Origin of the sequence: Tumebacillus permanentifrigoris (assembly GCF_003148565.1) — a bacterium.
Lineage (GTDB): Bacteria > Bacillota > Bacilli > Tumebacillales > Tumebacillaceae > Tumebacillus > Tumebacillus permanentifrigoris.
Window position 1 is genome coordinate 1 of sequence record NZ_QGGL01000029.1, and the last position, 22020, is coordinate 22020.

Consider the following 22020-nt stretch of genomic DNA (forward strand, 5'->3'; position numbering starts at 1 on the left):
CAACTTAAACTAAACAAGCTGACGCCTGTCGAATACAGGCGCCAGCTTGCGGCTTAGGGTCTTTTTTCACTGTCTACAAAATGGGGTCTTGACCAACGTGGCTGCGAGCTTTTTTTCTAGTGCGGTACGCCAGCGTCGAAGTCGTCCCGTGAAGACTTGTCCGCATGGTAGAACACCACGTCGCCATCGTAGAGCGGGAAACTGTGACCTGCAGGATCGCTCGCAGTGGGGGTGAAGCCTTCCATGCGCCATTGGTTTTCTGTGTCGCCGTAGATGTACTGGAGGTACGGATTGTTCACGTCTTGGTGACGGATGCTCTCGATGTTGAAGTTGACGATCAGGTAGCCGTCGCGCAGAAACACATTGGATGAGTCATTCAAGGCACCTTGCTGGTACAGCGGGGTGCCTTTTTTCACCGCGTAGGGTGCGGCGGGGAGTGAATAGTCGCCGTACCAGTGCTGGACGGAGGCGAATTGACGTGCGGCGTCGACCGTTGCTGTGCTGTAATACTGGCTCGGCGGGTCGAACGTGCGCTGCATCGCTGTCAGCATCAGCAGAGAAAAGTTGCCGACGACTTGCTTTTGCCCAGCGGCGCGGAGGTACTTGTCCACGTAGAGCGCTTGGCTGGTCGTGGCCTTGTACGCCGCGGTGAAGTAGTGATCGTACATGTATTTGGCCGAATCGCTGATCGAGACAGGGTTGACGTTGCGCAACGGATCGGCGAGCACGACATAGCGCTGGACTTGGTCAGCCGTGGAGCCAACCTGCACAAACTGCTGGTCGTTGGTTCGATAGTAGAGATCGACTTCCACCCGGCCTGTGCCGTCGCGGTTCACGTAGTAAAAGCGCGGGGTGATGCGAATTCCGTCGTCGATGCTGTACATGTTGCCCTTGGTTTTCAATTCGAACTTGAAGTGATAGCCCGTCTTCACCGCAACATTGTCGTAGCCTTTAAGTGGCGAGCTGCCCGGCAGGATCGGGAGTTTGAATGGCGCGGGGTTGCCGCGTTTGGCCCCATCGATGTCTTGATATCCGATCCAGTACTTGGCACCGGATGGCGATACGCCGTCTTTTTGCCGGAAGACGTACTGCCAGTTGTAATCGGCGATGTCTGTTACCCGGAAGTCATAGAGGCGTCCGATGACTTCGACGGGGATCGTCTTGTAGGCGACGTAATTGTTGAGGTTGGTGTTGGCACCCGTCTGTCGCGGGGCGTCGTTGCTCGCGGCATTGATCGCCACTTCTCGGAATTCGACGGTGTACTTGCCCTCCTCCACCCAGACTGGCATCTTGAAGGTTTTGGCATCCGCATCGACGTCCACCCACTGGCCGGCGGGCTCCAGCGTTTTTCCATCCGCTTCAAACACATCGAACGGGAATCGCACCTGTCGCTTCGCGGTGTAGACGAGATAATCCCGATTGCGGTAGCCGGGGATGCTCAGATGCGGGCCTGTGGTAGGCATGTAGACAGTGAACGGGCGATCGAGGATGAACGAGTTCAGTTGCGGTGTGGCGTGGGTCATCTGGTTGTGCGCGTCATCGTCTTCCGAGTCGGAGGTGTTGACGACCGGCGTATGGACGGTCACCCAGTCAAACCCGGAGATGGTATGGCTCGTCGGAATCGTCTCACTCAAGCTGCCTGCGACCTTCGTGTAGGAGATCGTGCCCGTGATGCCGGTGTGGCTGGCGTTGGCCAGCGTGCGCGGGATCACGATGTTCCCCTCATAGAGCACGTTGGACTGGCTGGGTGCGGCATCTGGGATCGCGATCGGTTCCGGGGTTGTGGCCGGCCACTTGGCAGGTTTGTCGTCCATATAGGTGACAGAGGTTCCGTTGACGGTGAGGACGAGCTTGTCATTTTTGGAGGTGATCTCGGGGATCTCCTGTTCGGCTTTGGCTTTCCAACCCTCATCGGCGGGCGGTGTGGCGCCTTGGGGCAACGTTTTGGTGCCTTGGGGGCGTTCGTTGGTCGCGGTTGTGGAGAGCGAACTCATGATGAGATGCTGGTTCTCATCTCCGTACTGGATCGCGTTCATCGAGACCGTGTAGGCGGGGATGGGGCTGAGCAGCACTTTTTGTTGCGGGCCTAGCGCATAGTTGAGGACGGTGGCGTTTTGGATCTTGTAGACTTCGAGCTGGTCGATGTACCAGTAGGAATAGTTTCGTTTGACGAGGATCGTCTCGTCCTTGGGCACTTCTTCCGGTGGCTCTGGCGGTGGTGTGGTGCCATCTGGCCCCGGCTCGGGGTCTTTGGGCGGGATGATGTAGGTGATTGAGTAATGGAACGTCCACTTTTTCTGGTCGGCTTTTTGTTTGAACCGATAGCGGTAGAGGTACTCCTGACCGATCACGCGGGCGTACATGACTTCTGAGGACGGGATGCCTTGGGTGACATCGAACGGCTCGCCATTGTAGCCGGAGTTGCCTTGGACGATCCCGGTTGCGTCAGGGTCGATGTCGTCTCCTTCCAGCGGACCTGCTTCCGGTGGTGTCGGGAGATTGCTGAGTACAAATGTAGCCGTGACTTCCCCATTGGAGCCGCTGCTGGATTTGCGGTCTACCCCGTCGTAGAGGAGAAAGTGGACGGTGTAGGTGCCGGGTTGCCATATGTTTTCGGTTTTCAGTTCAATGGTTTCTTTGAAAATGTTCGGGTTGTTGGGATCGGCGGACCCGTCACAGAATTGTGCTCCGCAATCGAAGATCTTCGCGCCACTCCCACTGTCCATCGGAAGCAACGGAAAGTCTGGTCCTTTGCCGATCAAGTTGGTCTTGATCTGTTGGTTCGCAGGGAGTTCGTTAGGTCCGTTTACGAAAACGTACTCGTAGTGGGCTCGTGTGTAGTCAGCGAACATTTTGGCCGTGCGGTTGACGGTCAGCGATTCCCCTGCCTCCACTTGCGTCCTGCTCAGTGAGATCGCACTTTGCGGAGGCGGTGTGGGGTAAACGGAGAACAGTGGGAACGCGTTTTGGTTTTCGGCAATGTATTGCAAGCCAGGTGCTCGATTAAAATACCGGAAACCTGCCCCGCAGTAGGACATGAGGACGTTGAGCGGGACGATTCGAAAATTCCCTCCTGGGCCGCCAAATCTCTGCGCCTCGCTGTAGCCTAACGTAACTGTCCCCGTCTCTCCTTGAATCTTATATTTAGCAAACTCTGGATTCCCACCTGCTGCACTGATCCAGTCATCCATGTTCTGTTCCGCAATCAGCACATACCCATTGTCTGCCGAAAGATTGTCTTCGGAATAATGCAGTAGCCTGCCAGTCTTACCATTGGGGAACACTGCATGTGCGTAGACGTAATGGATATCCTTGGTGACAGTCTGTCCAAATAGTGAACCATCCCAATGTAATTTGGTACCATCGGAATCTCCAACATACTGTACGTCTGAAATGCCTACAACCATACCGTCACTTTGTGGTGACTTGAGGTCGATATGATACGGTCTAGCCCCTAAGTTCCAACCGTCATATCCGTTCGGAAACATTGGATTCAGTGTAACGGAAGTAGCTGATGCTTCGTTTGGATTCATGACAATTACTAGGCAGGCTGTGAGAAATACAAGGAACATCAGTAGTCTCTTCATACAAGCAACCTTCTTTTTTATTTCGTAGTGAAATGGTACTCGGCTTTCCAAGTTCCATCACGATAGACAAGATAAGCCTCAACTAAGACTTGTGCATTGATGCGACTAAACATCTCAACATTAACGGCACCATCGTTACTGAATGTCTCTTGATAGGCTCCACGTCCATTATAGGTCCCAATCGTCCACCAGACGTCATCCGTGCCTGTATCAGGAACCTTTACTGTCACTTTGTTTCCACTAGGAATCACTCTGGCGTTCAGGAACTTGCGGGTATCAGTGATGATCTGCTCCTCTGTTCGCCCACCACGCTTGTATTTATCGAGATAAATATTCCCAAAAGAGTACGTCCCGTCCCCGAGATCGATCAGATTATTCACGTTCGTCGTCGCGTTGTACACAACAGGTGGGGCAATCTTTGGATACTCCACTTTTTTCAATGCGGTCTGCAACAACAGCGTTGCTTCTGCGCGTGTAATCGATTGTCCATAACGATACGTGTTATCCGGGAACCCATGTACCACACCTCGGGTATACAGTTGTGCCACATCGTATTTTGTAAACCGCGGTGCGTCCAACGCATCGGTAAACGGCATGTTCGCCTTGGTGTCAAATACAAAGTAATTCGGGAAAATCCGGTCATCTGGTGTGATATTACGGAAGGAGTCATCGCCAATCAGATTCCAGATCAGCACAGCCGCTTCCCCACGATTCACCGGCTGATCCGCATCGAACTTGCCACTCCACGCTACATTATCAAACAGCTTGGCCTGCACCGCGTACTTGACTTGTTTCTCAAACCAAGTCCCTTCTACGTCCGAGAACCCCGTCGTGACCCCCTCTACAGCAGGGCGATCCATGATGTTGTAGAGGATCGTGATGAACTCTGCACGCGTAACCGTATTATCCGCTTGAAACGTCCCATCCGGGTATCCACTGATCAAACCCACCGACGAAAAACTATCCAGCGCCGGGGCGAACCATGCGTCTGCGGTGACGTCCTTGTACTTTCCGGCCGCCAGTGCTGCTGGAGAAAGTCCTGCGGTGGTCAGTGCCAGTGTAACTGCGAGCAGTCCCATCCATTTCTTTTTCATCATCGCAAACTACCTCCATATTCTTAAATCTTCCACCTTTATCTTACTAGCCAGTTCCCTTTACTTGCAATCCCAAGGTCGATACCCCTTGCTCGCCGCCTCCTTCTCTGTGGTGAACGTCTCGGTACGGTCGTAATTCGTCATGTCAAACTGAGGCAGGCAGCTCTCCCGGAAGGAGTACATCCGATTGCCATAGACCACCGTGCCATCTGGATTCCGGGTGATCACCTCCCGGACCCCGACCAGCGCCTCTCGCTTCACGATCCGCGAACCACCGAGCGCATAGTTGTTGTAGGTCTTGTCGCCCATCGGAATCCCTTGGATGAAGGCGAGCAGGCCGATGTCATCCACCGTGTTGTTCCATTGCTCTTGGTCAATCGTCGGGAGCGTGAACGTGTACGTGATCCCCTGCTGCTGCGAGTACGTATTGTAGCGGTTGATCTCCGTCTCCACGTCCTGTTGCAAGGCTTGGATGATCGTCGTGCGCCTGATGTTGTCAAAAAGGTTGTTGCCCGCTTGGCGCTGCAACACCCACTCGTGCATCGCTGGGCTCAACAAAGCGTTTTGACTGTCCACGTAATACTCCCGGTTCAGTTTCTTCTCCACATCTTCGAGTCTGCCTTCCTCCCAACGATTGTGGGCACGGTCATAGACTTGCACCGTATCGTCGAGGGTGAAGCCGATGTTGTTCCCATCTGCATCGAGGTAGACGTACGGCTTTTTCTCCGAAAAAACGTGTCGGTACTCCGTCTCCGTCCCATTGAAGTACGGCTTCGGCTCGTACAAGTAATACCCATCAAAGTCGACGACGGCGACGAGCGGGATATACTTCATCAGCGTCCCTTGCGTCACCGCATCCTCCGCATTGAAGTTCAGATACAGCGTGTGCAAAAAGGTGTCCAGTGCCGCCTCTTTGTTGGCGCGGTACTTTTTGACGGAACCGTATCCCGCTTCGAATTCCGGCTTCTCGTTAAACGTCAACGCCTGGGCTCCATCCTGCACCGCAGAAGTGATCGCGGCGTTGTAGCGGGTTTCGAGGTGGAGCGCTTCCTTCTGCCCGAGGACATGCCAATTGTTGAAGACAAACAGCGGCAACAGGAGCAACACAGCGACAACGGCAAAGTTCGTAAGCTTCATGATGCGTCACTCCCTCCTGTTGCTTCCTATATAAAAGGTACGCTCCCTCAGAGAGGGAGCGATGGTGTCGAGTTCGTTAGTTTTGAACGAACTGCAGCGCGTGGACCACGTTGTTGCCATCACGAATAATCGTCGCGGTGAAACGACCGGACGGGTTGATATAGGTGTCAAGCGCTTGGTTGCTCGCATTGTCCAGTGCAGTGACGGCACCCGCCGTGACATTGCCAGAATTATCCACCACGTGGTTGTACCACGTACCACCCGTCGCTTTGTTGCGGCCCGTGTACACCCGAATGCCAAACTGCTGACGATTGTCGAACTTGCGCAGGGCATTTACGACCTGCGAGCCAGAAATGGTGGTGTTGTCATAGACGGTGAACGAAGTGCTGGACAGCTCATTTTGAATGTTCGAGAAGTTCTCCTGTGCGGTCTTCGTTGCTTCCTGTGCCGAGACGAACATGACGACCGCGATCGTAATCAAGGCGATGGCGAGAAAAATACCTGCTGCCATGACCAAGGCCTTCTGTGCATTCCCCATTGTCTTACCCCTTTTCTCTTGTGTGGTTTTCTAGTAATCCTCGTTGAGGACCATCCCACCATACGGGATCACAATCTTCTCTGTCTGTGAGGTTCCATTGTTCAAAAAGTCCCGCATCAACGATGCGGATGTCTTGTTGGTGTTCACGACCGTGACTTTGAAAAAGTCGCCTGCCTGCAGCAGGTAGCGACGAGTCGGGTCCTCAAGCCCCCGATTGTTATCTGGGAACAGTCGCTCCATGATCTGTTGCGAATAGAACTCCTCATAGTTGACCGTGTACGTCCCCTTGAAGGTCGGGGTCGGACTGGAAGGGGTCGTGTCTGTATAATCCGGGTCGTACCGCTTGTGCTGGTGCATCATCTGCACCTCGAAGGTATTGCCCGTTTTTTGCAGTTCGTCAAAAAAATCGTTGTACATCTGCGGGGTGATGTACCCCTTGTTGCGAACGGCATCGGTGAAACTGGTGACCGATTTCAACGCGACCATGTACGAGATGTCATCCTGTCGCTCGAACCCTTCAGACATCGGATAGATGTAGAGGAGCAGGATGGCGAGAATCAGGGCGAATGCTTTGGCGATGGTGTTCATTCTCGGTCCTCCTCCTAAGGCAGGGTCGTGTAGCGAACGGACGTCAACACGCCTGAATGGTCACGCACATACGCAGGGGCAAACTTCCGGCCAGGGTCGATCTGCGTGACCACGAGGGCATCGATGTCAAAGTTGCTTTGCAGGTACGGCACACCGTCTACGTAGATGTCCACCTTGCTAGACGGAATTTGATAGATACTTTGCAGGACAACCGACCCTGACACACGATCATCCTGCGAAGGTACTTTAAGCGTCAAACTCTGATTGCGATCGAGACCTTGATTGGTCTCATACGTTTGATCCAAGGCCTGTGAGACGTTGGTGAACAGGGAGTAGCCCGTGGTAAGCGCCGTGAGAAACAGGATGATCGCGACGCTTAGGAACAACAGGTTGCGCGTCGTGCTCTCCATGCTTAGTTCGTCTGGTCGAACAGGAGTCCATGAATCACATTCGAAGAGTCACGGACGACCGTCGCATGGAACTTGCCTGCCGTGTTGACGTAGCGATTCGAGGATTCGAGCGACGCTTGGCTGACCAGCGATTGGGCGACTGTGCCTGAATAGCCTGTCGCACCCGAGACCAGGGTAGTGCCATCCGGTTGGCGAATTTCAGACCCCGTTACGCGGTAGGCCACATCTCCGTACGTCGTACTCGCCGGGTTTTGCGCGTCGATGATGTCCCCGTACCATGTGCCGGCGAGATCCTCATTCGTGACCACACGAATCCCGAACTCTTTGGTTTTGTTGAATTTATTCAGCGCATTGATCACCTGCGAACCTGAGATGATCGTGTTGTCATACACCGTAAACGACGTGCTCGACAGTTCATTTTGAATCGAGGAGAAATTCTCCTGCGCCGTCTTGGTCGCCTCCTGTGCCGAGATGAACATGACGACACCGATCGTGATCAAGGCGATGGCGAGAAAGATACCCGCCGCCATCACCAAGGCTTTCTGTGCATTACCCATGTTAGGAAGACCCCCTTGTGTTACTGAATCGTCTGGATCTGGTTGAAATAGGTGCTCATCTGGTTCATCGACATCAGAATCAATGGGATGACCAAGTACAGGAACACCAAGGCATACATCGGCACGAAGCCGATCATCTTGCCCCAGCCCGCTTTTTCAAGAATGATCCGCTCATACTGCTCCTTGCGCTGTTCTTGGTAGTAGACCCGTTCCGTCTCCAAATCATCGAATGCTTGGCGAATCGGGATCTTCTCCACCGCGACCAGCAGCCGCTCAATCGTGCGTACAAAGGGCACGAACGGGGCTTCCTCCTTCAACTGCTCCAACGCCCGTTCCGCTCCTGCCTCGTAGTCCATCAGGCAGACTTGCAACGGTTGGCGGAACACCACAGCGAAGCGTTCCATCCATTCGAGGATGTCCTCGACGGAGATCCGCTCAAACTCGCAGAGCATCGCGATGATCGTGTGGTACTGGTCCACTTCATTCTGCATGTCCATCTCGCGCAACCTTCGTCGGAACTCGATCATCAAGTACGGCAAGTAATAGCCGATCGTCGCCACACCGATGGCGACCACCAATTCCCACCACTTGAAATACTCTGTCTCCAGCGTGTTGAGTTTACCCAGCACTCGCGCCGCATCCTTGTTGATCGCTTCCTTTGACGCATCTCGACCCGCCTTGACCGTCACGGCACCCCTGATCGCTTCCTTGCGCTTGATCGGGTCTTGCTCCTCGCGCACACTCTCGATGATTTTGCGGTCGGAGTTGGTGATCGCCTGCGCTTTTTTCTCCTCCTCCGCCGACGCCTTGCCGAAAATCGTCGTGCTCTTGGTCGGCGCATAGAGGATGTTCTGCTTGGAGACATGGTGCATGTAAAGTACGGTTCCCAGCACGATCACGAAACTCGCCACACACAGGACGATGCGCTGTAGATACAACCATTCAATCGTCAGCGGTGAGGAGGTGTCTTTTAAAAGCCGCTCCAACCGGAAGTGTTGCTTGGTGTGCGCACCGGGTGTCAACCGGTCGACGATCCACGCGATCGCGGGGATTTCGTAGACCCTTTTTTCCCACTTGCGGCGATTGACTTTGTTCGCGTACTTGCCTTCGTCGTTCTCCTGCATCTTGCGCAGGATGATATACGAGAGCATGATCACGGCAAAAATCAGCATCTTGGTGCAGAACCCGAACTTCCCGTTGTAGAAGTCATCCATCGCCGGGAAGTGCCCGCGCGCCCACACTTCAATCGGTTTGGTGAAAAAAATCGGGGCCAGCGCGATCACCGTCAACCCGCTGAACAAGTAACGCAAGCGGTCGCGACGCAGAATCTCCAAATTGATCTCCTGCGTCAGACGGCTCAACGAGTTCAGGTACATCGAACCGTTGTTGACAACTTTGTCCCCAAACTCCTTCACGAGAAACGAGATGCCCGCGAACGCTTTGAGAAACCGCGACGGAGCCACTTCGTAGTAGGTCTCCAATTCCTCCTGCGGGTCGTTGGCGGTCAACACCTCGTAGATGCGTTCTGCATGCAGCTGCGCTTCATACTTGGAAACTTGTCCGGCTTCGTAAATTGCTTCCTCAACCATGCCATGCTGGTGGTAATAGTGCCGTACATCGGTCATCAGGTGTGCGAGTTGCTTCAACAAGCGATCCTCCACCCGTCCGACAAACGTATCGATCAGCATGCCGTTGATCACGATCACGGCGACCAACACCATCGCGAGAAAAGTCAGGTCGTGGTTGAGGCTCACCAGCAACACAACACCGACCAGCAAGATCCCAAGCGTCAGGTAGACGATCTTCATCGTCTCCTTGCGCATCGTGAATTCGTCGTAGGTGTGGATTGTGGACAAGCGGTTGCGAATCTTGGCGGTGTAGGTATCGAGAAACGGCGTCCGCGCGAACAGCACATACGACTTTTGGTAAAAGTTGACCAGACGTTGCCGGGTCTTGTTCGGCGATGACTCGATCAGATCGTTGAAACGCTTTTGCGCTCCGTAGTGGATCGACTGCCCCTGCCGCCGTTTCAGAATCTGAACCGCGATCAGGAGGATGAAAAAGCCGCCTAGCGAGATCCCGAGAATCGTATACAGGAGTGCATTAAGACTCAACAGGCTCCCTCCAATGCTCGTGGAGGAAGTCGCGGAACGCCGTAGCGTCCGTTTCCGACATGTGTTCGCACATCTCGCTCAGATTGCGCTCCGAGAGCGGATGGACGGCGACATACTCCCCGTTTCGGTATTCGACGATGTTGCGCGACTCAAACCATTGGCGGTCGGTGGTACGCTTGAAGTACTCGGTCGCCGTGTTCATGAAGCGGTCGAGTTTTTCCTCCAGCGTGTCGGCCGTCTTGTAATCCTCTGGATACGGCAAGTGCTGGTAGTCGAGCGGCACACATTCGGTGATGCGCTCGATGTAGCGCCGGCCGTCAAAATCACGCTTGAGGTGGATGTCAAAGTTGATCACTTGGACCACCTGTTGTTCGGCGATCGTCTCGTTGTTGAACATGCCGGTTTTCAAAAGCGAGTTGCGCAACGAGAACACGAGATCGCGGAACGTTTTGGCATGGTGCGTGAACAGCGTGAACAGCGAGGCCACCTGCGACATCTGGATCATCCACGCGGCAACAGGGTCAGTCGCAACCTCCCCCAAGATGTTGACCGTACCATCCGTTTTCTTCTGCACGTCGAGGCCAGCTTGTCCAGAGATCGTATCGGTCTCGCGGAACGACAGGATGTTGCGCTCCGTGTAGATTTTGCGCAGATGCAATTCGAACGCCATCTCCTGCACACGGATGTTGAACGCGGCGTTGATATACTTGACCATCGCCATCAACAACGTGGTTTTCCCGGAGCCTTGCGACCCGGAGACCGAAGTGATCCGACAGCCTTTGACGAGATACTGGATCAAGTTGATCGCGAGCTCTGCCCCTGGATCGCGGATCAACTGGTGAAGCGTGGCATTCGGCACGTCAAATTTCCGAACAAAAAACGCCCACGATTCGGCAAAGTTCGGACGGACGACGACGACCCGCGAGCCGTCCTTCATCTCATTGACTTTAAACCCGTTCGACTCGGAGAGCTGGCCGGGGTTGTTGTACTTGTAGATGTTCTGACAGACGCGCTTGAGTTCGAGATCAGAGCCGAACGAAATGCATTGCAGATGGATCGACTTCCCCTTGTAAAAGACCCAGATCGAGTCGTAGGCTTTCGGGATCGGCTTCTGCATCTGCTGGGCGTAGAGCTGGAACTCGCCGGACTGCTGGACGAACGAGGCCGGGAGACCAGACACCCCACCCGAGATGCCGTCGATGTTCATGTCACGCAATTCATCGATTACGGAGAACCCTTTGTACGTCTGGTAGATCCGTTGCACGATGATGTGCAGCTTGTCCTCGAACAGCAGGTGGCGAACTTCCTTTTTGAAAATCATCTCGATCTCTTGCGCGGTGATGATGTACGACGGGGTCTTGCCTTCCTCGATCACATGCTTGGTGCGGTCGAGGTCATACTTTTCGATCAGCTCAGAAAACGCAGCAAAGCCGTGCTTTTTCTTGAAATGGTAGAGCAGGATGTCGAACTTGTCCTGCGCACTGAGGCGATGCCGATCTTCAAACGAGATCACGAGGTTGATGTTCGTATCATTGAGTCCATATGATTTCAAAAGCAGGTCAAAGATGAAAAATTTCACGTAGTTCTTGTCATTGACATCTCCGCTGGTACAGCCCTTGAGGGCTTTTTTCAGTTCGTTGCGCTTGTTTTTGCGGCGCTTGAACTCTTCGGCGGAGAGTCCGAGGTCGTAGAGATTGCTGTTCGTCATCTCGTGCAGCGTCCGCTTGACGTACTCGGTCATCGCGTCGAGGTTGTACTTGCGCTCGTCGGTCACTTTTTTGTCAGGTACGTCTTTTTTGTCGGTCAATTTGAAGAACAGGAACACCCCGAGGAGCAGCACGACGGCAGCGATGAGGATGGTGTTGAGCCAAAAGAAAGACATCAGTTCCCCCTCCTCACTCGTCCATCGCCAGGTCGAGACCGAGTCGGTCCACGATTGCGCTCGCGAGGCGGCGAATCTCCTGCATGAAGAAGTAGTTGTCATGTTGTTTGGTCACACTGCGGTTGCGCAGGAAAAAGTCCAAGACTTTGCGATCGTTCAGCGCGTCGAGGAAATCGGTGCAGTACGGCACCGTGTAGATCGGGCCCTTGTAGCGGAAGCGACGCGCGATATTCTGCGCGGAGTACTTCGACTGTGGATCGTAGGAGCCGAGCACGATGATGAATGGCTTCTCGTTGAGCACATCCGGCCAGTCTTCCTTGGAGAAAAAGCGCTCCAACAGGTTGATGTTTTGGTTGAGATTGACGACGATCAGGTCGGACCCTTCTAACATCGTCATCGAGAGTTGGTTCTGCTGCCCAGAGTTCAAGTCGAGCAGCGTCAAGTCGTAAAACTTGTTCGCCGCATAGAAAATCGAGCGCAAAACTTCATTGATCGCTTCAAACATCGACTCATCCGGCTTGGTTGTCCCAGCCAACAGGTCCAGGCGATCCTTGAGCACCGGATTGGTGTAGTCTTGGATGATCTCGGGCGTCAAGCGCCCGCTGCGGGCGAGCCGTTCCAGTGCGTCGAGACCGGTGTCGGCAAAATTCAGCATCGAATCATCGCGACCTTCGTAGTGTTTCAAAAACGCAGACTCCAGCGTCGAGCGTGACCAGTGCGTGTGTGCGACCAGTGTGCGCAAGGCGTACTCCAGACCGATCACCGTGGCGGAGGCGACGACGTTGGCTGTCGTGGCGACCTGCCCGTGCGCGTTGCCCCAAAATGCGACTTGTCCCATATCACTTGCTCCTCTCTGCCTGTTTGAGTGCTTTCTTGAGGTCGGATTCGGGCAGACCGGAGAGGAGCAGGGCGAGGTCTTGAATTCCCTGTTTGAACGGCTTGGATAGACGCTTCATCGCCAAGCGTTCGTTGAATTGATTCTCGATCTTCACCGCATAGTCCACATCGTCAAAAAACACCGGGTACGACGGTTCGGACCAGCGGATCGGATATTCGGAAATCGTCGATTCCACATACTCCTCGTTGATCTGGCAATCGACTTCGCGCAGGATGACTTTTTGGAACAGCACTTCGGTTTCCGTATCGGTGCGCGGGAAAAAGATCGCTTCAATCAAGGCTTGGTTTTTTCGGATCGTGCGCTTGTCGTAAGTGGTGACCAGCGTGTAATGCTGGACATCTCCCCACTGCGCGACCGAGTCGGTGCGGTCGGTGTCGATCAGCACGCAGTCATACGCATCGAAACGCTCCTGCTGTTCCTCCATGTACGTTTGCAAATCGCCCAAGCAATAAAAGCCGTTCGCGACATCGAAGCCCTCGAACTCCGTGATCGGGTAGTCCGCGTCGATGCGCGGCACCGAGTAGCGGTAGATCTGCTCCTGCGTGGCATCGATGACGAGAGTTTTCTGGTCTGCAATTGCCAGCAGCTTGCCGATGTAGAGCACGAGGTCGCTCTTGTCACAGGCGCCGGCAAACATCATTTTTTTCAAGTTGGTTGGCCTCCTTCCCTACGGCGACACCACGTGGTCGATGTTGCTTTCGAAAATCGATTTCTGCGAATCGGGCGATGCGTTCGGCGCGCTGGCGCTCGGTGCGGCGACGGCCGGTCGATCTGTGCGAGGGGCGGCCACACTGTCCTGCACACCAGTTTTGGGAGCTGTAGCATTCGAGTTGCTTGTGCTCGGGCGAGTTGCACCGCCCGCTCCTGGATAGAGACTGGTGTTCATCGGTGCTCCGTTGAAGTCGATTTTGCCAAGCGTCGGTGCGGTGCCGCCAGTGCCGTGGTCGCGCAGGTTGTATTCCAAGTTCAGGCGGGCGATCTCTTCCAGACCGCGCTTGGCTTCCGACAGGATATTCGGATCGGCGAGGATGCGCGTGCGCACCATTGCGTTGACCGGGTAGTCGACGATCGATTTTTCCTGCACGAAGGGATCGACGTAGGACAGTGCGTAGATCGTGGCTCCAGATTGGTAGGCATCGACGATCGCACTGGAGAACATCTGAATCTCCTTCTCATTCATGTCGAACCAGACGGTGCCTTCTTGGAGCTGCTTGACCTTTTTCTTGGCGAGCGTGATGTAATCCTGACCGGTCGGGAACTTGATCCGCACGTCGAGGAACTGATTGATTTTGAGGTCGCTGGGCAGGAGGATCAGACGAAATTCCTGTGCGCGAATATCGTCAGGGGTAACGCCTTCGTCATAGAGCATGGCTTTGGTCAGGGGGGTGTTTTTCTTGATCGTGATCTTCGCATATTTCCCAGCCGCGCCGTTGCTCTCGTTGAGGGTGTCATCGGGTACCGCGTCTTTGGTCACATCAACCGCAACCAGATCGGAGGCATTGATTGATGTGCCGACTTCGATATCCTTGCTGGCGACGTAGACTTTCTTTTTTGTTTGTTGTTCTTTTTGGAGCATCTGTTGGTTTTCTTGGATCGTCTTTTGGTACTCACGCTCACGTTCGGCATTGGAATTCTGCATGTGTACGATGCTAAACGCGAACACCCCAGACGACAGGACCCCCATGCCCAAGGCCCCGATCGCCCCGGCGACCAGCAGTTTTTTGGTGCGTTGACTCGTTCGTTGTCGTAAAACGGACATAGCTGTGTGTCTCACTCCCCCGTTGCTCTTACATAAAACCAGGCTTAATGGACTAGGTCCAAGGACATGCTTCGGTTTTACCCCATACTAACTGTGACTTTCGCTAGGCACTTAATGAGTCAATAGCCCTACTTATTATAGGATATTCAGGAAATAGATACAATAAATACTAAGCAATCATGAGAATAAAAACAGCTTCCACTTGCATTTATCTCGGTATTAATTACGATACCAACCTCTTGCGCAATGCCCAACCACGGACGTAAAAAAAGGACATGCCCCTAGTGGCCATGTCCTTTTTCCATCGAATTAGAGGTTGAATAGCGAGATCTGCCCTGGCGGTTCCCCGTGATATTCCACATCGAGCAGTTCGGCGAGTTGCTTGGCATTGCCAGCCGCGTGACCGCCGGAGTTGTTGTTGAAGAGGATGCAGACTTCCTTCGAGGACTGCTCGAGCTCGCGGATGCGCGCCGCCCATTCGCTGAGTTCATCCATGCTGTACTGGTAGAGATAGCGCGTCTCACGCCAGTTCTCACCGCCCGGACCCAGCCATGCTTGGCGGTTGCGACCGTGGAAGCGGATCAGCGTGAGTTCTGGGTTGGTGGCATGCGGGACGATGGGGACAGAACCTGGATCGACCTGCGGCTCATCGGCGATGCTGTGAATCCAGCCCTCCTGAACCATGAAGTGCAACGTCTTCTCCCGCATCTCTGGCGTGAACCACGATTGGTGCCGGAACTCGAGGGCGACGGGGAGGTCGCCCATTTTTTCCTTGGTGTAGCGCAGGACATCGACGTTCTGGCGGTTGCAATCAAACCACGGCGGGTACTGGAACAGCACCATCTTGAGCTTGGCGGCGTCAACCACAGGTGTGATCGAATGCAGAAACGCGGCGAACATCTCCCGCTTGGTTGCAAACGGGCTCTCCCCGCGCTGGTGCCCGGTCATGCCTTGGTAGGCTTTGATCACGAAGCGAAAATCGGTCGGCGTCACGCGCGACCATTTTTCATAGTTGCGAATGGGTTGCATCGCGTAAAACGAGCTATCCACTTCCACGAGCGGAAAGTGGGCGCTGTAGGCTTGAAGTTTGTTGGAATGGCCGGCGGAGATCACAGTCGGATGGTGATCGTTCCAGCCAGTGAGTCCGATGTGGATCATCGACGTGTGACCTCCTCCCCCTGCACAGGGTAGGGTAGTGGCGAGCGTTTGCGCAGCACGATCTCCGCCGCAGTCAGGTTGACCGACCAGCTCGCCCAGACGGCGATGATGTACGCCAGCGTGTAGTCAAGACCTAGCAGGTAGTGCAAGAGCCCGAGGTAGAGGTGGATCGTGGTGTTGGAGAACGTCAAGGCGAAACTGCGAATCATCCAACGGCGATGTCCCTGCACATCTCCCTGACGGATCGTCGTATAGGCGCGTGCCGTCGCGTACAGCCAGATGAGTTCCAAACACATGAACCCGATGATGCTATAGATCCCGCCCGTCGCATCTGCGATCAGGTAGAGCGAGCTGAGAGCTGCGAGAAAGACGGAGGCGATGTAGAGCTGTCCGTTGATCCGATGGAACCCCTTGCTCCGGGTCAAAATCCGACCGGAGAAACCGAGCAACCCAGTGATCAGGACGAGACAGGCGGTCACGATGTGAATACGTAGATTCGTGAGCCACAGCGCTTGGTTGAAGTCCTCGCTGAGCAGCTTGTGAACGAGAAACTTGTCCAACTGCGGGTCGACGATGAGGTTGCTCGTAATCGTATGGAGCACCCACGTCGAGGCGAGAAAGATGAGGAAGATCGAGAATGGTTTGCGAAGATTCACGGAGTAACGAGCCTCCTATTATCTAGGACTGATTGCTGCTCTCTATTATAACGTCCGAAGAGTCAGAACGGAACTTCGTTTGCCTACCAAAAAGAGACTACCCTCAGAATCATCAGAAGGTAGTCTCTCTGCTACGCTTAGTTTTTTGCGGCCTCTTGCAACGCTCTCAATTCGGCTGCGGAAAAATGAGACAGGATCTCCGCTTTGATCGAGGCTTTCTCCGCACTGGAGAGTTGCGCCTTGTTTTGATAAGCGGACAGGTAGCTCGCGATCTCTGTAGCTGAAAATTTGGACTGTGCATAGGCCACCGCATCTTCGCGACTTTTTAAGGAAGCGTTTGGCGCATTCGACTCCGCACCCGCACTTCCTTGCACGGTGTTCGGCATGTCCGAACTGCCCTCAGGTTGTCCTTCAACTTGTGCCGATGGTGTAGCGGTTGCAGCTTCTGACGGTGTTTCTGTGGAGGTGCCTATTTCGGTGGTGAGGTCTAGAGGGAGCTCTTGTAGGTTCCCTTGGGCAATCGCGTTGTCGATTGCCTTTTGCACATCCGGCTCGTTGATCATCTGGACGACCTGATCCCCGATTTTGGCAGTGGCGTATTGCTTGAGTGCATAGCCACCCCCAAGCAACACAAGAATTGCTGTTCCAGCGAGCCACCAACGTTTTTTCATCCTCTTCACCTCTTGATTGGAAAGTCCTACGTCACGACAACAACTAGCTTGAGATCACTTGTGTTTCCCAGCCGTCGTACTGCCCTTCATGCGCGGAGGCGAGCTGCGTGAGTGCGACGGTGACCTCATGGATCGACGGGAGATCCACGGCGTCCGTTCGGATGACGACGAGGCCATATGCCTGCTCCCCATCAGGTTCGCTGTCGAGCGTGAAGCCTTGGCTGAGCAGTTGTTGCTTGACCTGCTCCCGAGATTCGGGGGTGCGGAAATAGAGCCAATGTTGCACAGGGCGCGGGGTGAGCGGATCGTTGTGGTCTTGGAGTTGGGTGACGATCTGGCGGTCTATAATCCACTGGTATTCGGTTGGCGACGGGAAGAGGTAGCCGAAATAGTGCTGCCACTCCGGGTCGCTTTTGTCCCCGAATTGGATCGCGTAGTCTGGGTTCGCAGCCAAGAGCGGTGCGAGTTCTTCATGGAGATTGTCACCCGATTCAGCGTAAAAGTAAAACTCGCGACGTCCGCTCGTCGTGACGACCCCGACCGGCACAGCCCCGTACTCAGCACCGAGCAATTCGACGAGGCCGTCTTCGATCGGATCGAGTTGCTCCGCCTCTGCTGCGGTGGTGAGTCCGTTGGTGTCGGGATTCTGGAGCTTGACCCAGACATAGAGCATCGTGGTGAGAAAGTCCGGGCGGAACTCCGGGTTGGTAAATGTAAAGTCAATGCGCACGGAGCCCGGTTGGTCACCGATGCGCGTGAGATAGGATTGCCATTGGTTGGACATGAAGTGCCTCCTGCGTGGGTGTTTGTCACTAGTATAGCAGGAACGACATCCCGATGGACAAACCTCCCTTGACTACTCAGAAACTTCTGTGCAATGTTACCTATATCCACACTGACAAGGGAGCTCCTCACACATGGCCTATCAACGATCCATGCCGAGCAAGAGCAACACCGACCGTTCGCAACCGCAGACTCCATCCCATGCTGCCCCACTTGCACCGCACATGATCTTGCAGTTGCAAAAGAGCCTTGGAAATCGTGCCGCCCTCCAGATGTTGAAAGCCGCGCATCATCAAAACGGACCTGTTGTGCAACGTGGGAAAGTATATAACAATGGCAAAGGAAAGCCCCGAAAACACCTTCCGAAAAAAGTGAAACGCGACCGCAAAGGCGGTAGAATAGACAAAACCAACGGATTCAAAACGCGAATGACCTATAAAGCACCGGATTCAGACTATGCATATCTCCAAAACCTCCAGCAGACGATCGGCAGCAACACCATCGATTGGCAATTGCGAGTCACAGAGATCGAAGCGCATATTGAACACGTCCGCGCCACGCTCGATCCCAATGCCGAGGACGACCATCCCGACTTGGAGTATCTGAAAAACACCTTCAACGCGATGAAAGTGACCGCCCTCACGTTGGACATGGATACCAAGGGCATTCAGGAGAAGTATGAAACGGAACTGCACAGCAAAAAGACGCGCCGCACGCGCAGTAAAACACAAGCGGGGCGCAATCCGATGATGAGCCTGTTCAATTCCATACGTGAAAACATCAACAGACTCGGCAAGATCAAGCTGGAACTTGAAGCGATCTACCCACTCGGTGAAAAAGGCTTCAGCGCCAAAGGCCGCGCCCACGCCATCGAGGCAAGTGACGAAGACGAAGACGGCTATACACAAGACACGCGCTGGCTCCAAGACATCCAAATCGGCGGTGCCCCCCTGACCAGCAAACACACGGTTTACAAAGAACACCTCAAAGTAAACGACGGCACAAGCGACCCGACATTGCCCAAGACGATCAAAAATGTCAAGTACGACAACCTAGATTCACGAAGCAACGCGCTCACCAAGTTGGAGGGTAAGATCAAAGACTTGAAAGTGCCACAAGTACACAATTGGAGTGTCACACCACCCGCCGCCGACCGTGGGGATGGTCAGGCCTCGAACATGGGCGGAGCGAACTCCACCGCGTATGCGATGTTGGCGGGAGTCGATACGGCGAGCACCAAGTGGGAGTGGCTGCACGTGAAGGCGGCCTCGCTGGGCGGGCAGACCGATGGAACGAATCTCGTGGTCGGTTCACGAGATGTGAACACGCAGATGATGCCGATCGAGTCCAACCTGCGCTTGCTCGCACACATCGTGCAGACGAATCCTAGCCTGTACAAACACCTCCATGTTGAATTCGGCATCACCAACCAGAATGCCATAGCCAAGCACAAAGTGGATGAGATCGTGCTCAAGTGGGAGTTGGTGAAAAAGCCTGCGGCTGATGTGGAAGTGACGTCAGGTAGCGCGAAGTTCAAGCCGCTCGATGCGACGTCGAGCATCTCGAAGTTTGAGATCGAGAAGATTCAGGAGTCATTGAAGGAAGAGCGGGCGAAGATGGGGCCGAGGAGGTAGGGATGAGGATTGAGCATTCATCGACGATGAAAAGACCTTAGGTCGGGTGTATCCCGAACTAAGGTCTTTTTTCTACTCAGCGCGGGCACTTCGCTTTTCGTGGTCGTGCAGACAGGTTGGGGCTGTTTTGACGTATAGGAGGCTTGGCGGTCTATTTCTTTTTGACCAGCAGAAGGAGGCTGCTTGCCGCCAGCAAAATCAGTGGATATGCCCCGTAGTTATAATAAGTGGTCGACTTGGCCGCGCTACTCAAGGTCGCTGAGAAAAATCCAAGATCCATTCTCACCAATTGCCCCTCACTATCTGTCCAAAGCGAGTGGGTACTGTCGATCTGAACGTTATACAGTGCGCACAAACCAATTGCCACCAAGACCAGCAAGACATTTGTAATACGTAACATGATAGCTCTCCCCTCCAATACATTTTATACAGGAAAAGCGCGATGATGAAGACCATCGACTAGTCCACAATACTGGTGAAACTCCTCATGACTTTGATGTTGTATTCAGCAATGATCATGTCTTTGGCTTGCTCTTCTTCCGAACTCACGCACTTTCTTGAGAACAGCTCGCCTTTAGGTTTGATACTCCATCCCCGTCTTCATTGCCCCATCTCAATATCACGACTTGTAGTGCTTGTCCCATCGTCGACTCCACGTACTTCTCCCTCCTTGCTGTTCGCTTCCAGCTCGGCAGCCCGATCCCAATCTCCATTTTGAAAGGCAGCCCATGCCCAGACACGATACAACTCCGTTCGGTCTGGATGGAGGGACGGAAATGACAGGTGCGCATGTTTACAAACCTCTAGCGCCGATTCATATTGATCCAGTTTCTCGTACAATTTCGCCAGCCTCAGATAGACAGAACCGACCTCAGAAGGGTTCTCCTCCGCTTCCAGACTTGAAAGAGAACTTCGAACTGCATCGATTTCCTTTTCGATCTCATTTTCTTCATCTAGATAGGTGGCGTACATGGAGCGGATATCCTCCCCAAGAGCCAGTACACCCAAACCCTCGCGAATGCCGGTTGCCCTTTCCGCATAACTACCCGCTTTCCAATGATCTCCTGTACTCTGATAAGCCGCGCTCAAATACATGTACAGATCCGCAATTGAGTTTAGATCTGTAGTTTTGTCGTTTAGCCTTGCCACACGTTGGAAGCAGGAAATGGCCTCCTCGTCTAAGTGTAAGGCTTGATAGCAAATCCCAAGCTTCACCAAGAGCGGGATCAACAACACGCGATTCCTCACATTCGATTTCTCAACCGCATCGACAGCCCGTTTCCAATGGCGCAGGGCGAATGCATACCGTTGCAGTTCAAACTCGATCTCACCGAGAAGTTTGAGAGCTCGTGCAAGTTGATACTTGTCTTTGGTCAGGGTGACCTCTTCTAAGACTTCGTGCAAAAGAGAGTATGCTTGATCATAAGCCTGCTCGTGGAGAAAGCATTCAGCCAGGTCGATCTTGACTTCCACCGCTGGAGTCCTCGCATCCGGCTCTAACAAGATTTCTTCAAGAAGCTCCGCCGCCGTGCGGTAAAGTCGGCTGGCGATAAACCCCCGTGCCATTTTGTACTTGCTGGAGACTTTCATGTTGAGGTTGGCATCCGCCAGCAAAAACTCCAATGAGACGTCAAGCCGCTCCGCGATCCCGACCAAGACGTCATGGGACGGACGTGCTCTTCCACTCTCTACCTGACTGATCATGCTAGGTGTGCAAATCCCTTCGGATAGTTCCTGTTGTTTCAACCCTTTTTTCATGCGCAGTTCTTTGATGCGTTGTCCTAGAATATTCGGATTCAACAGAATCACCTCAAATTGTTTTATGAGATGAGTCTACATTTCATTTGTCACATGGAACAATTCTTGCCGCCAACTCTAGTTACAGATAGGAGGATCAAGTTAATAGAACTCTTTGTTCACTTAACGATACTGTGTTACAATAATTCTGATTGTTTTGAAATGAGGTGAGCAAATGAGTACCCCACTACATACGAAAAGCGAGACGCTCGGAGCAAGGGTCAAGCGCCTTCGCACAGAGCGTGAAATGTCGCAAGAAAAACTAGCTGACTTCTGTGGTGTAACCAACGGATGGATTAGCAAACTTGAGAAGGACAAATACTGGCCGTCTCCTGAACTGATTACGAACCTGTCTGCCGCGTTCAAGATCCCTGTTCACGAACTCTTACAGGAAGAAGACAAGCGAATGGAGGTAGTAAGCCGGATTAAGCTCATTGAGGTTCTATTGGAGAGAAACAAACCGTTCGAGGCCGAGTCTTATATCTTAGAGGTCGAAGGTCACCCAGAACTTACAACGAAGGATAAATTGGTTCTACGAATTCATTACGCCGAATGTCTTTACCAACAAGCCAAACATCAAGAATCCTTGTTAGTCCTTATCCCAATCATTGAAGAACTGGAATCTACCAATCACCATGATGCCATTATTCTATCGTGGGTCAGTGTGGACAACGGTTGTAAAATCTCCAATATAAACGGTTGAAAATTCCCCACTTCCAACGAATAGTCTCTCCGAGAGGAGAGAGATTTCATGGTC

The 22020-nt window shown here is 53.5% G+C and carries 20 protein-coding genes; 2 read left to right on the forward strand and 18 right to left on the reverse strand.

Going from position 1 to position 22020, the window contains the following annotated elements; translation table 11 throughout:
• Positions 1–116 precede the first annotated feature (116 nt).
• From C7459_RS21585 to C7459_RS21660, 16 genes are all read right to left on the reverse strand, one after another.
• On the reverse strand, positions 117–3191 hold the full coding sequence (locus tag C7459_RS21585; protein WP_146201069.1) for a DUF5704 domain-containing protein: 3075 nt from the start codon (positions 3189–3191) through the stop codon (positions 117–119).
• A gap of 413 nt (positions 3192–3604) precedes the next feature.
• Positions 3605–4684, reverse strand: coding sequence for an S-layer homology domain-containing protein (locus C7459_RS21590; RefSeq protein WP_109691347.1), 1080 nt, complete (start codon positions 4682–4684; stop codon positions 3605–3607).
• Positions 4685–4741: 57 nt separating this feature from the next.
• On the reverse strand, positions 4742–5818 hold the full coding sequence (locus C7459_RS21595; RefSeq protein ID WP_109691348.1) for a hypothetical protein: 1077 nt from the start codon (positions 5816–5818) through the stop codon (positions 4742–4744).
• A 76-nt stretch (positions 5819–5894) separates the two neighbouring features.
• Positions 5895–6356 (reverse strand): ABC transporter permease, encoded by a 462-nt coding sequence (locus tag C7459_RS21600; protein WP_109691349.1) that lies wholly within the window; start codon positions 6354–6356, stop codon positions 5895–5897.
• A gap of 30 nt (positions 6357–6386) precedes the next feature.
• On the reverse strand, positions 6387–6944 hold the full coding sequence (locus tag C7459_RS21605) for a hypothetical protein (protein ID WP_109691350.1): 558 nt from the start codon (positions 6942–6944) through the stop codon (positions 6387–6389).
• 14 nt (positions 6945–6958) lie between these two features.
• Entirely contained in the window at positions 6959–7354 is a 396-nt protein-coding gene (locus C7459_RS21610) for a hypothetical protein (RefSeq protein WP_109691351.1), read from the reverse strand.
• Between the two features lie 2 nt (positions 7355–7356).
• The gene (locus tag C7459_RS21615; RefSeq protein WP_109691352.1) at positions 7357–7911 is read right to left on the reverse strand and encodes an ABC transporter permease; all 555 of its coding nucleotides are present in this window, start codon (positions 7909–7911) and stop codon (positions 7357–7359) included.
• 20 nt (positions 7912–7931) lie between these two features.
• Positions 7932–10025: a hypothetical protein gene (locus C7459_RS21620; RefSeq protein ID WP_245884690.1), complete on the reverse strand. Its 2094-nt coding sequence runs from the start codon at positions 10023–10025 to the stop codon at positions 7932–7934.
• The gene (locus C7459_RS21625; protein ID WP_109691353.1) at positions 10015–11907 is read right to left on the reverse strand and encodes an ATPase, T2SS/T4P/T4SS family; all 1893 of its coding nucleotides are present in this window, start codon (positions 11905–11907) and stop codon (positions 10015–10017) included. Before C7459_RS21625 ends, C7459_RS21620 begins: the two co-directional genes overlap by 11 nt.
• 13 nt (positions 11908–11920) lie before the next feature.
• The gene (locus C7459_RS21630) at positions 11921–12745 is read right to left on the reverse strand and encodes a chromosome partitioning protein ParA (RefSeq protein WP_109691354.1); all 825 of its coding nucleotides are present in this window, start codon (positions 12743–12745) and stop codon (positions 11921–11923) included.
• Between the two features lies 1 nt (position 12746).
• On the reverse strand, positions 12747–13454 hold the full coding sequence (locus tag C7459_RS21635) for a hypothetical protein (RefSeq protein ID WP_109691355.1): 708 nt from the start codon (positions 13452–13454) through the stop codon (positions 12747–12749).
• Between the two features lie 18 nt (positions 13455–13472).
• Positions 13473–14564, reverse strand: a complete 1092-nt coding sequence (locus C7459_RS21640; protein ID WP_109691356.1) for an SAF domain-containing protein — start codon at positions 14562–14564, stop codon at positions 13473–13475.
• 309 nt (positions 14565–14873) lie between these two features.
• Entirely contained in the window at positions 14874–15722 is an 849-nt protein-coding gene (locus tag C7459_RS21645; protein ID WP_109691357.1) for a DUF72 domain-containing protein, read from the reverse strand.
• A complete protein-coding gene (locus tag C7459_RS21650; RefSeq protein WP_109691358.1) occupies positions 15719–16378 on the reverse strand; it encodes a DUF2306 domain-containing protein in 660 nt (219 codons plus the stop codon). Before C7459_RS21650 ends, C7459_RS21645 begins: the two co-directional genes overlap by 4 nt.
• Positions 16379–16515: 137 nt before the next feature.
• Entirely contained in the window at positions 16516–17049 is a 534-nt protein-coding gene (locus C7459_RS21655; protein ID WP_109691359.1) for a hypothetical protein, read from the reverse strand.
• A 43-nt stretch (positions 17050–17092) separates the two neighbouring features.
• On the reverse strand, positions 17093–17833 hold the full coding sequence (locus C7459_RS21660) for a DUF695 domain-containing protein (protein WP_109691360.1): 741 nt from the start codon (positions 17831–17833) through the stop codon (positions 17093–17095).
• A 133-nt stretch (positions 17834–17966) separates the two neighbouring features.
• On the opposite strand from C7459_RS21660, the gene C7459_RS21665 reads away from it, so the two are divergent.
• Positions 17967–19466, forward strand: coding sequence for a hypothetical protein (locus C7459_RS21665; protein ID WP_109691361.1), 1500 nt, complete (start codon positions 17967–17969; stop codon positions 19464–19466).
• A gap of 151 nt (positions 19467–19617) precedes the next feature.
• On the opposite strand, the gene C7459_RS21670 is transcribed toward C7459_RS21665, so the two are convergent.
• The gene (locus C7459_RS21670) at positions 19618–19866 is read right to left on the reverse strand and encodes a hypothetical protein (protein WP_109691362.1); all 249 of its coding nucleotides are present in this window, start codon (positions 19864–19866) and stop codon (positions 19618–19620) included.
• A gap of 200 nt (positions 19867–20066) precedes the next feature.
• Positions 20067–21266, reverse strand: a complete 1200-nt coding sequence (locus C7459_RS21675) for a helix-turn-helix domain-containing protein (protein WP_109691363.1) — start codon at positions 21264–21266, stop codon at positions 20067–20069.
• A 172-nt stretch (positions 21267–21438) separates the two neighbouring features.
• Between C7459_RS21675 and C7459_RS21680 the strand changes: the two genes are divergently transcribed.
• The gene (locus C7459_RS21680; RefSeq protein WP_109691364.1) at positions 21439–21966 is read left to right on the forward strand and encodes a helix-turn-helix domain-containing protein; all 528 of its coding nucleotides are present in this window, start codon (positions 21439–21441) and stop codon (positions 21964–21966) included.
• Positions 21967–22020: the final 54 nt, after the last annotated feature.

Excerpts from the sequence above, each read along its gene's own strand:
- C7459_RS21585 (WP_146201069.1), bottom strand. The coding sequence starts at position 3,191 with ATGGATGACTGGATCAGTGCAGCAGGTGGGAATCCAGAGTTTGCTAAA.
- C7459_RS21590 (WP_109691347.1), bottom strand. The coding sequence starts at position 4,684 with ATGATGAAAAAGAAATGGATGGGACTGCTCGCAGTTACACTGGCACTG.
- C7459_RS21595 (WP_109691348.1), bottom strand. The coding sequence starts at position 5,818 with ATGAAGCTTACGAACTTTGCCGTTGTCGCTGTGTTGCTCCTGTTGCCG.
- C7459_RS21600 (WP_109691349.1), bottom strand. The coding sequence starts at position 6,356 with ATGGGGAATGCACAGAAGGCCTTGGTCATGGCAGCAGGTATTTTTCTC.
- C7459_RS21605 (WP_109691350.1), bottom strand. The coding sequence starts at position 6,944 with ATGAACACCATCGCCAAAGCATTCGCCCTGATTCTCGCCATCCTGCTC.
- C7459_RS21610 (WP_109691351.1), bottom strand. The coding sequence starts at position 7,354 with ATGGAGAGCACGACGCGCAACCTGTTGTTCCTAAGCGTCGCGATCATC.
- C7459_RS21615 (WP_109691352.1), bottom strand. The coding sequence starts at position 7,911 with ATGGGTAATGCACAGAAAGCCTTGGTGATGGCGGCGGGTATCTTTCTC.
- C7459_RS21625 (WP_109691353.1), bottom strand. The coding sequence starts at position 11,907 with ATGTCTTTCTTTTGGCTCAACACCATCCTCATCGCTGCCGTCGTGCTG.
- C7459_RS21630 (WP_109691354.1), bottom strand. The coding sequence starts at position 12,745 with ATGGGACAAGTCGCATTTTGGGGCAACGCGCACGGGCAGGTCGCCACG.
- C7459_RS21640 (WP_109691356.1), bottom strand. The coding sequence starts at position 14,564 with ATGTCCGTTTTACGACAACGAACGAGTCAACGCACCAAAAAACTGCTG.
- C7459_RS21645 (WP_109691357.1), bottom strand. The coding sequence starts at position 15,722 with ATGATCCACATCGGACTCACTGGCTGGAACGATCACCATCCGACTGTG.
- C7459_RS21655 (WP_109691359.1), bottom strand. The coding sequence starts at position 17,049 with ATGAAAAAACGTTGGTGGCTCGCTGGAACAGCAATTCTTGTGTTGCTT.
- C7459_RS21660 (WP_109691360.1), bottom strand. The coding sequence starts at position 17,833 with ATGTCCAACCAATGGCAATCCTATCTCACGCGCATCGGTGACCAACCG.
- C7459_RS21665 (WP_109691361.1), top strand. The coding sequence starts at position 17,967 with ATGGCCTATCAACGATCCATGCCGAGCAAGAGCAACACCGACCGTTCG.
- C7459_RS21670 (WP_109691362.1), bottom strand. The coding sequence starts at position 19,866 with ATGTTACGTATTACAAATGTCTTGCTGGTCTTGGTGGCAATTGGTTTG.
- C7459_RS21680 (WP_109691364.1), top strand. The coding sequence starts at position 21,439 with ATGAGTACCCCACTACATACGAAAAGCGAGACGCTCGGAGCAAGGGTC.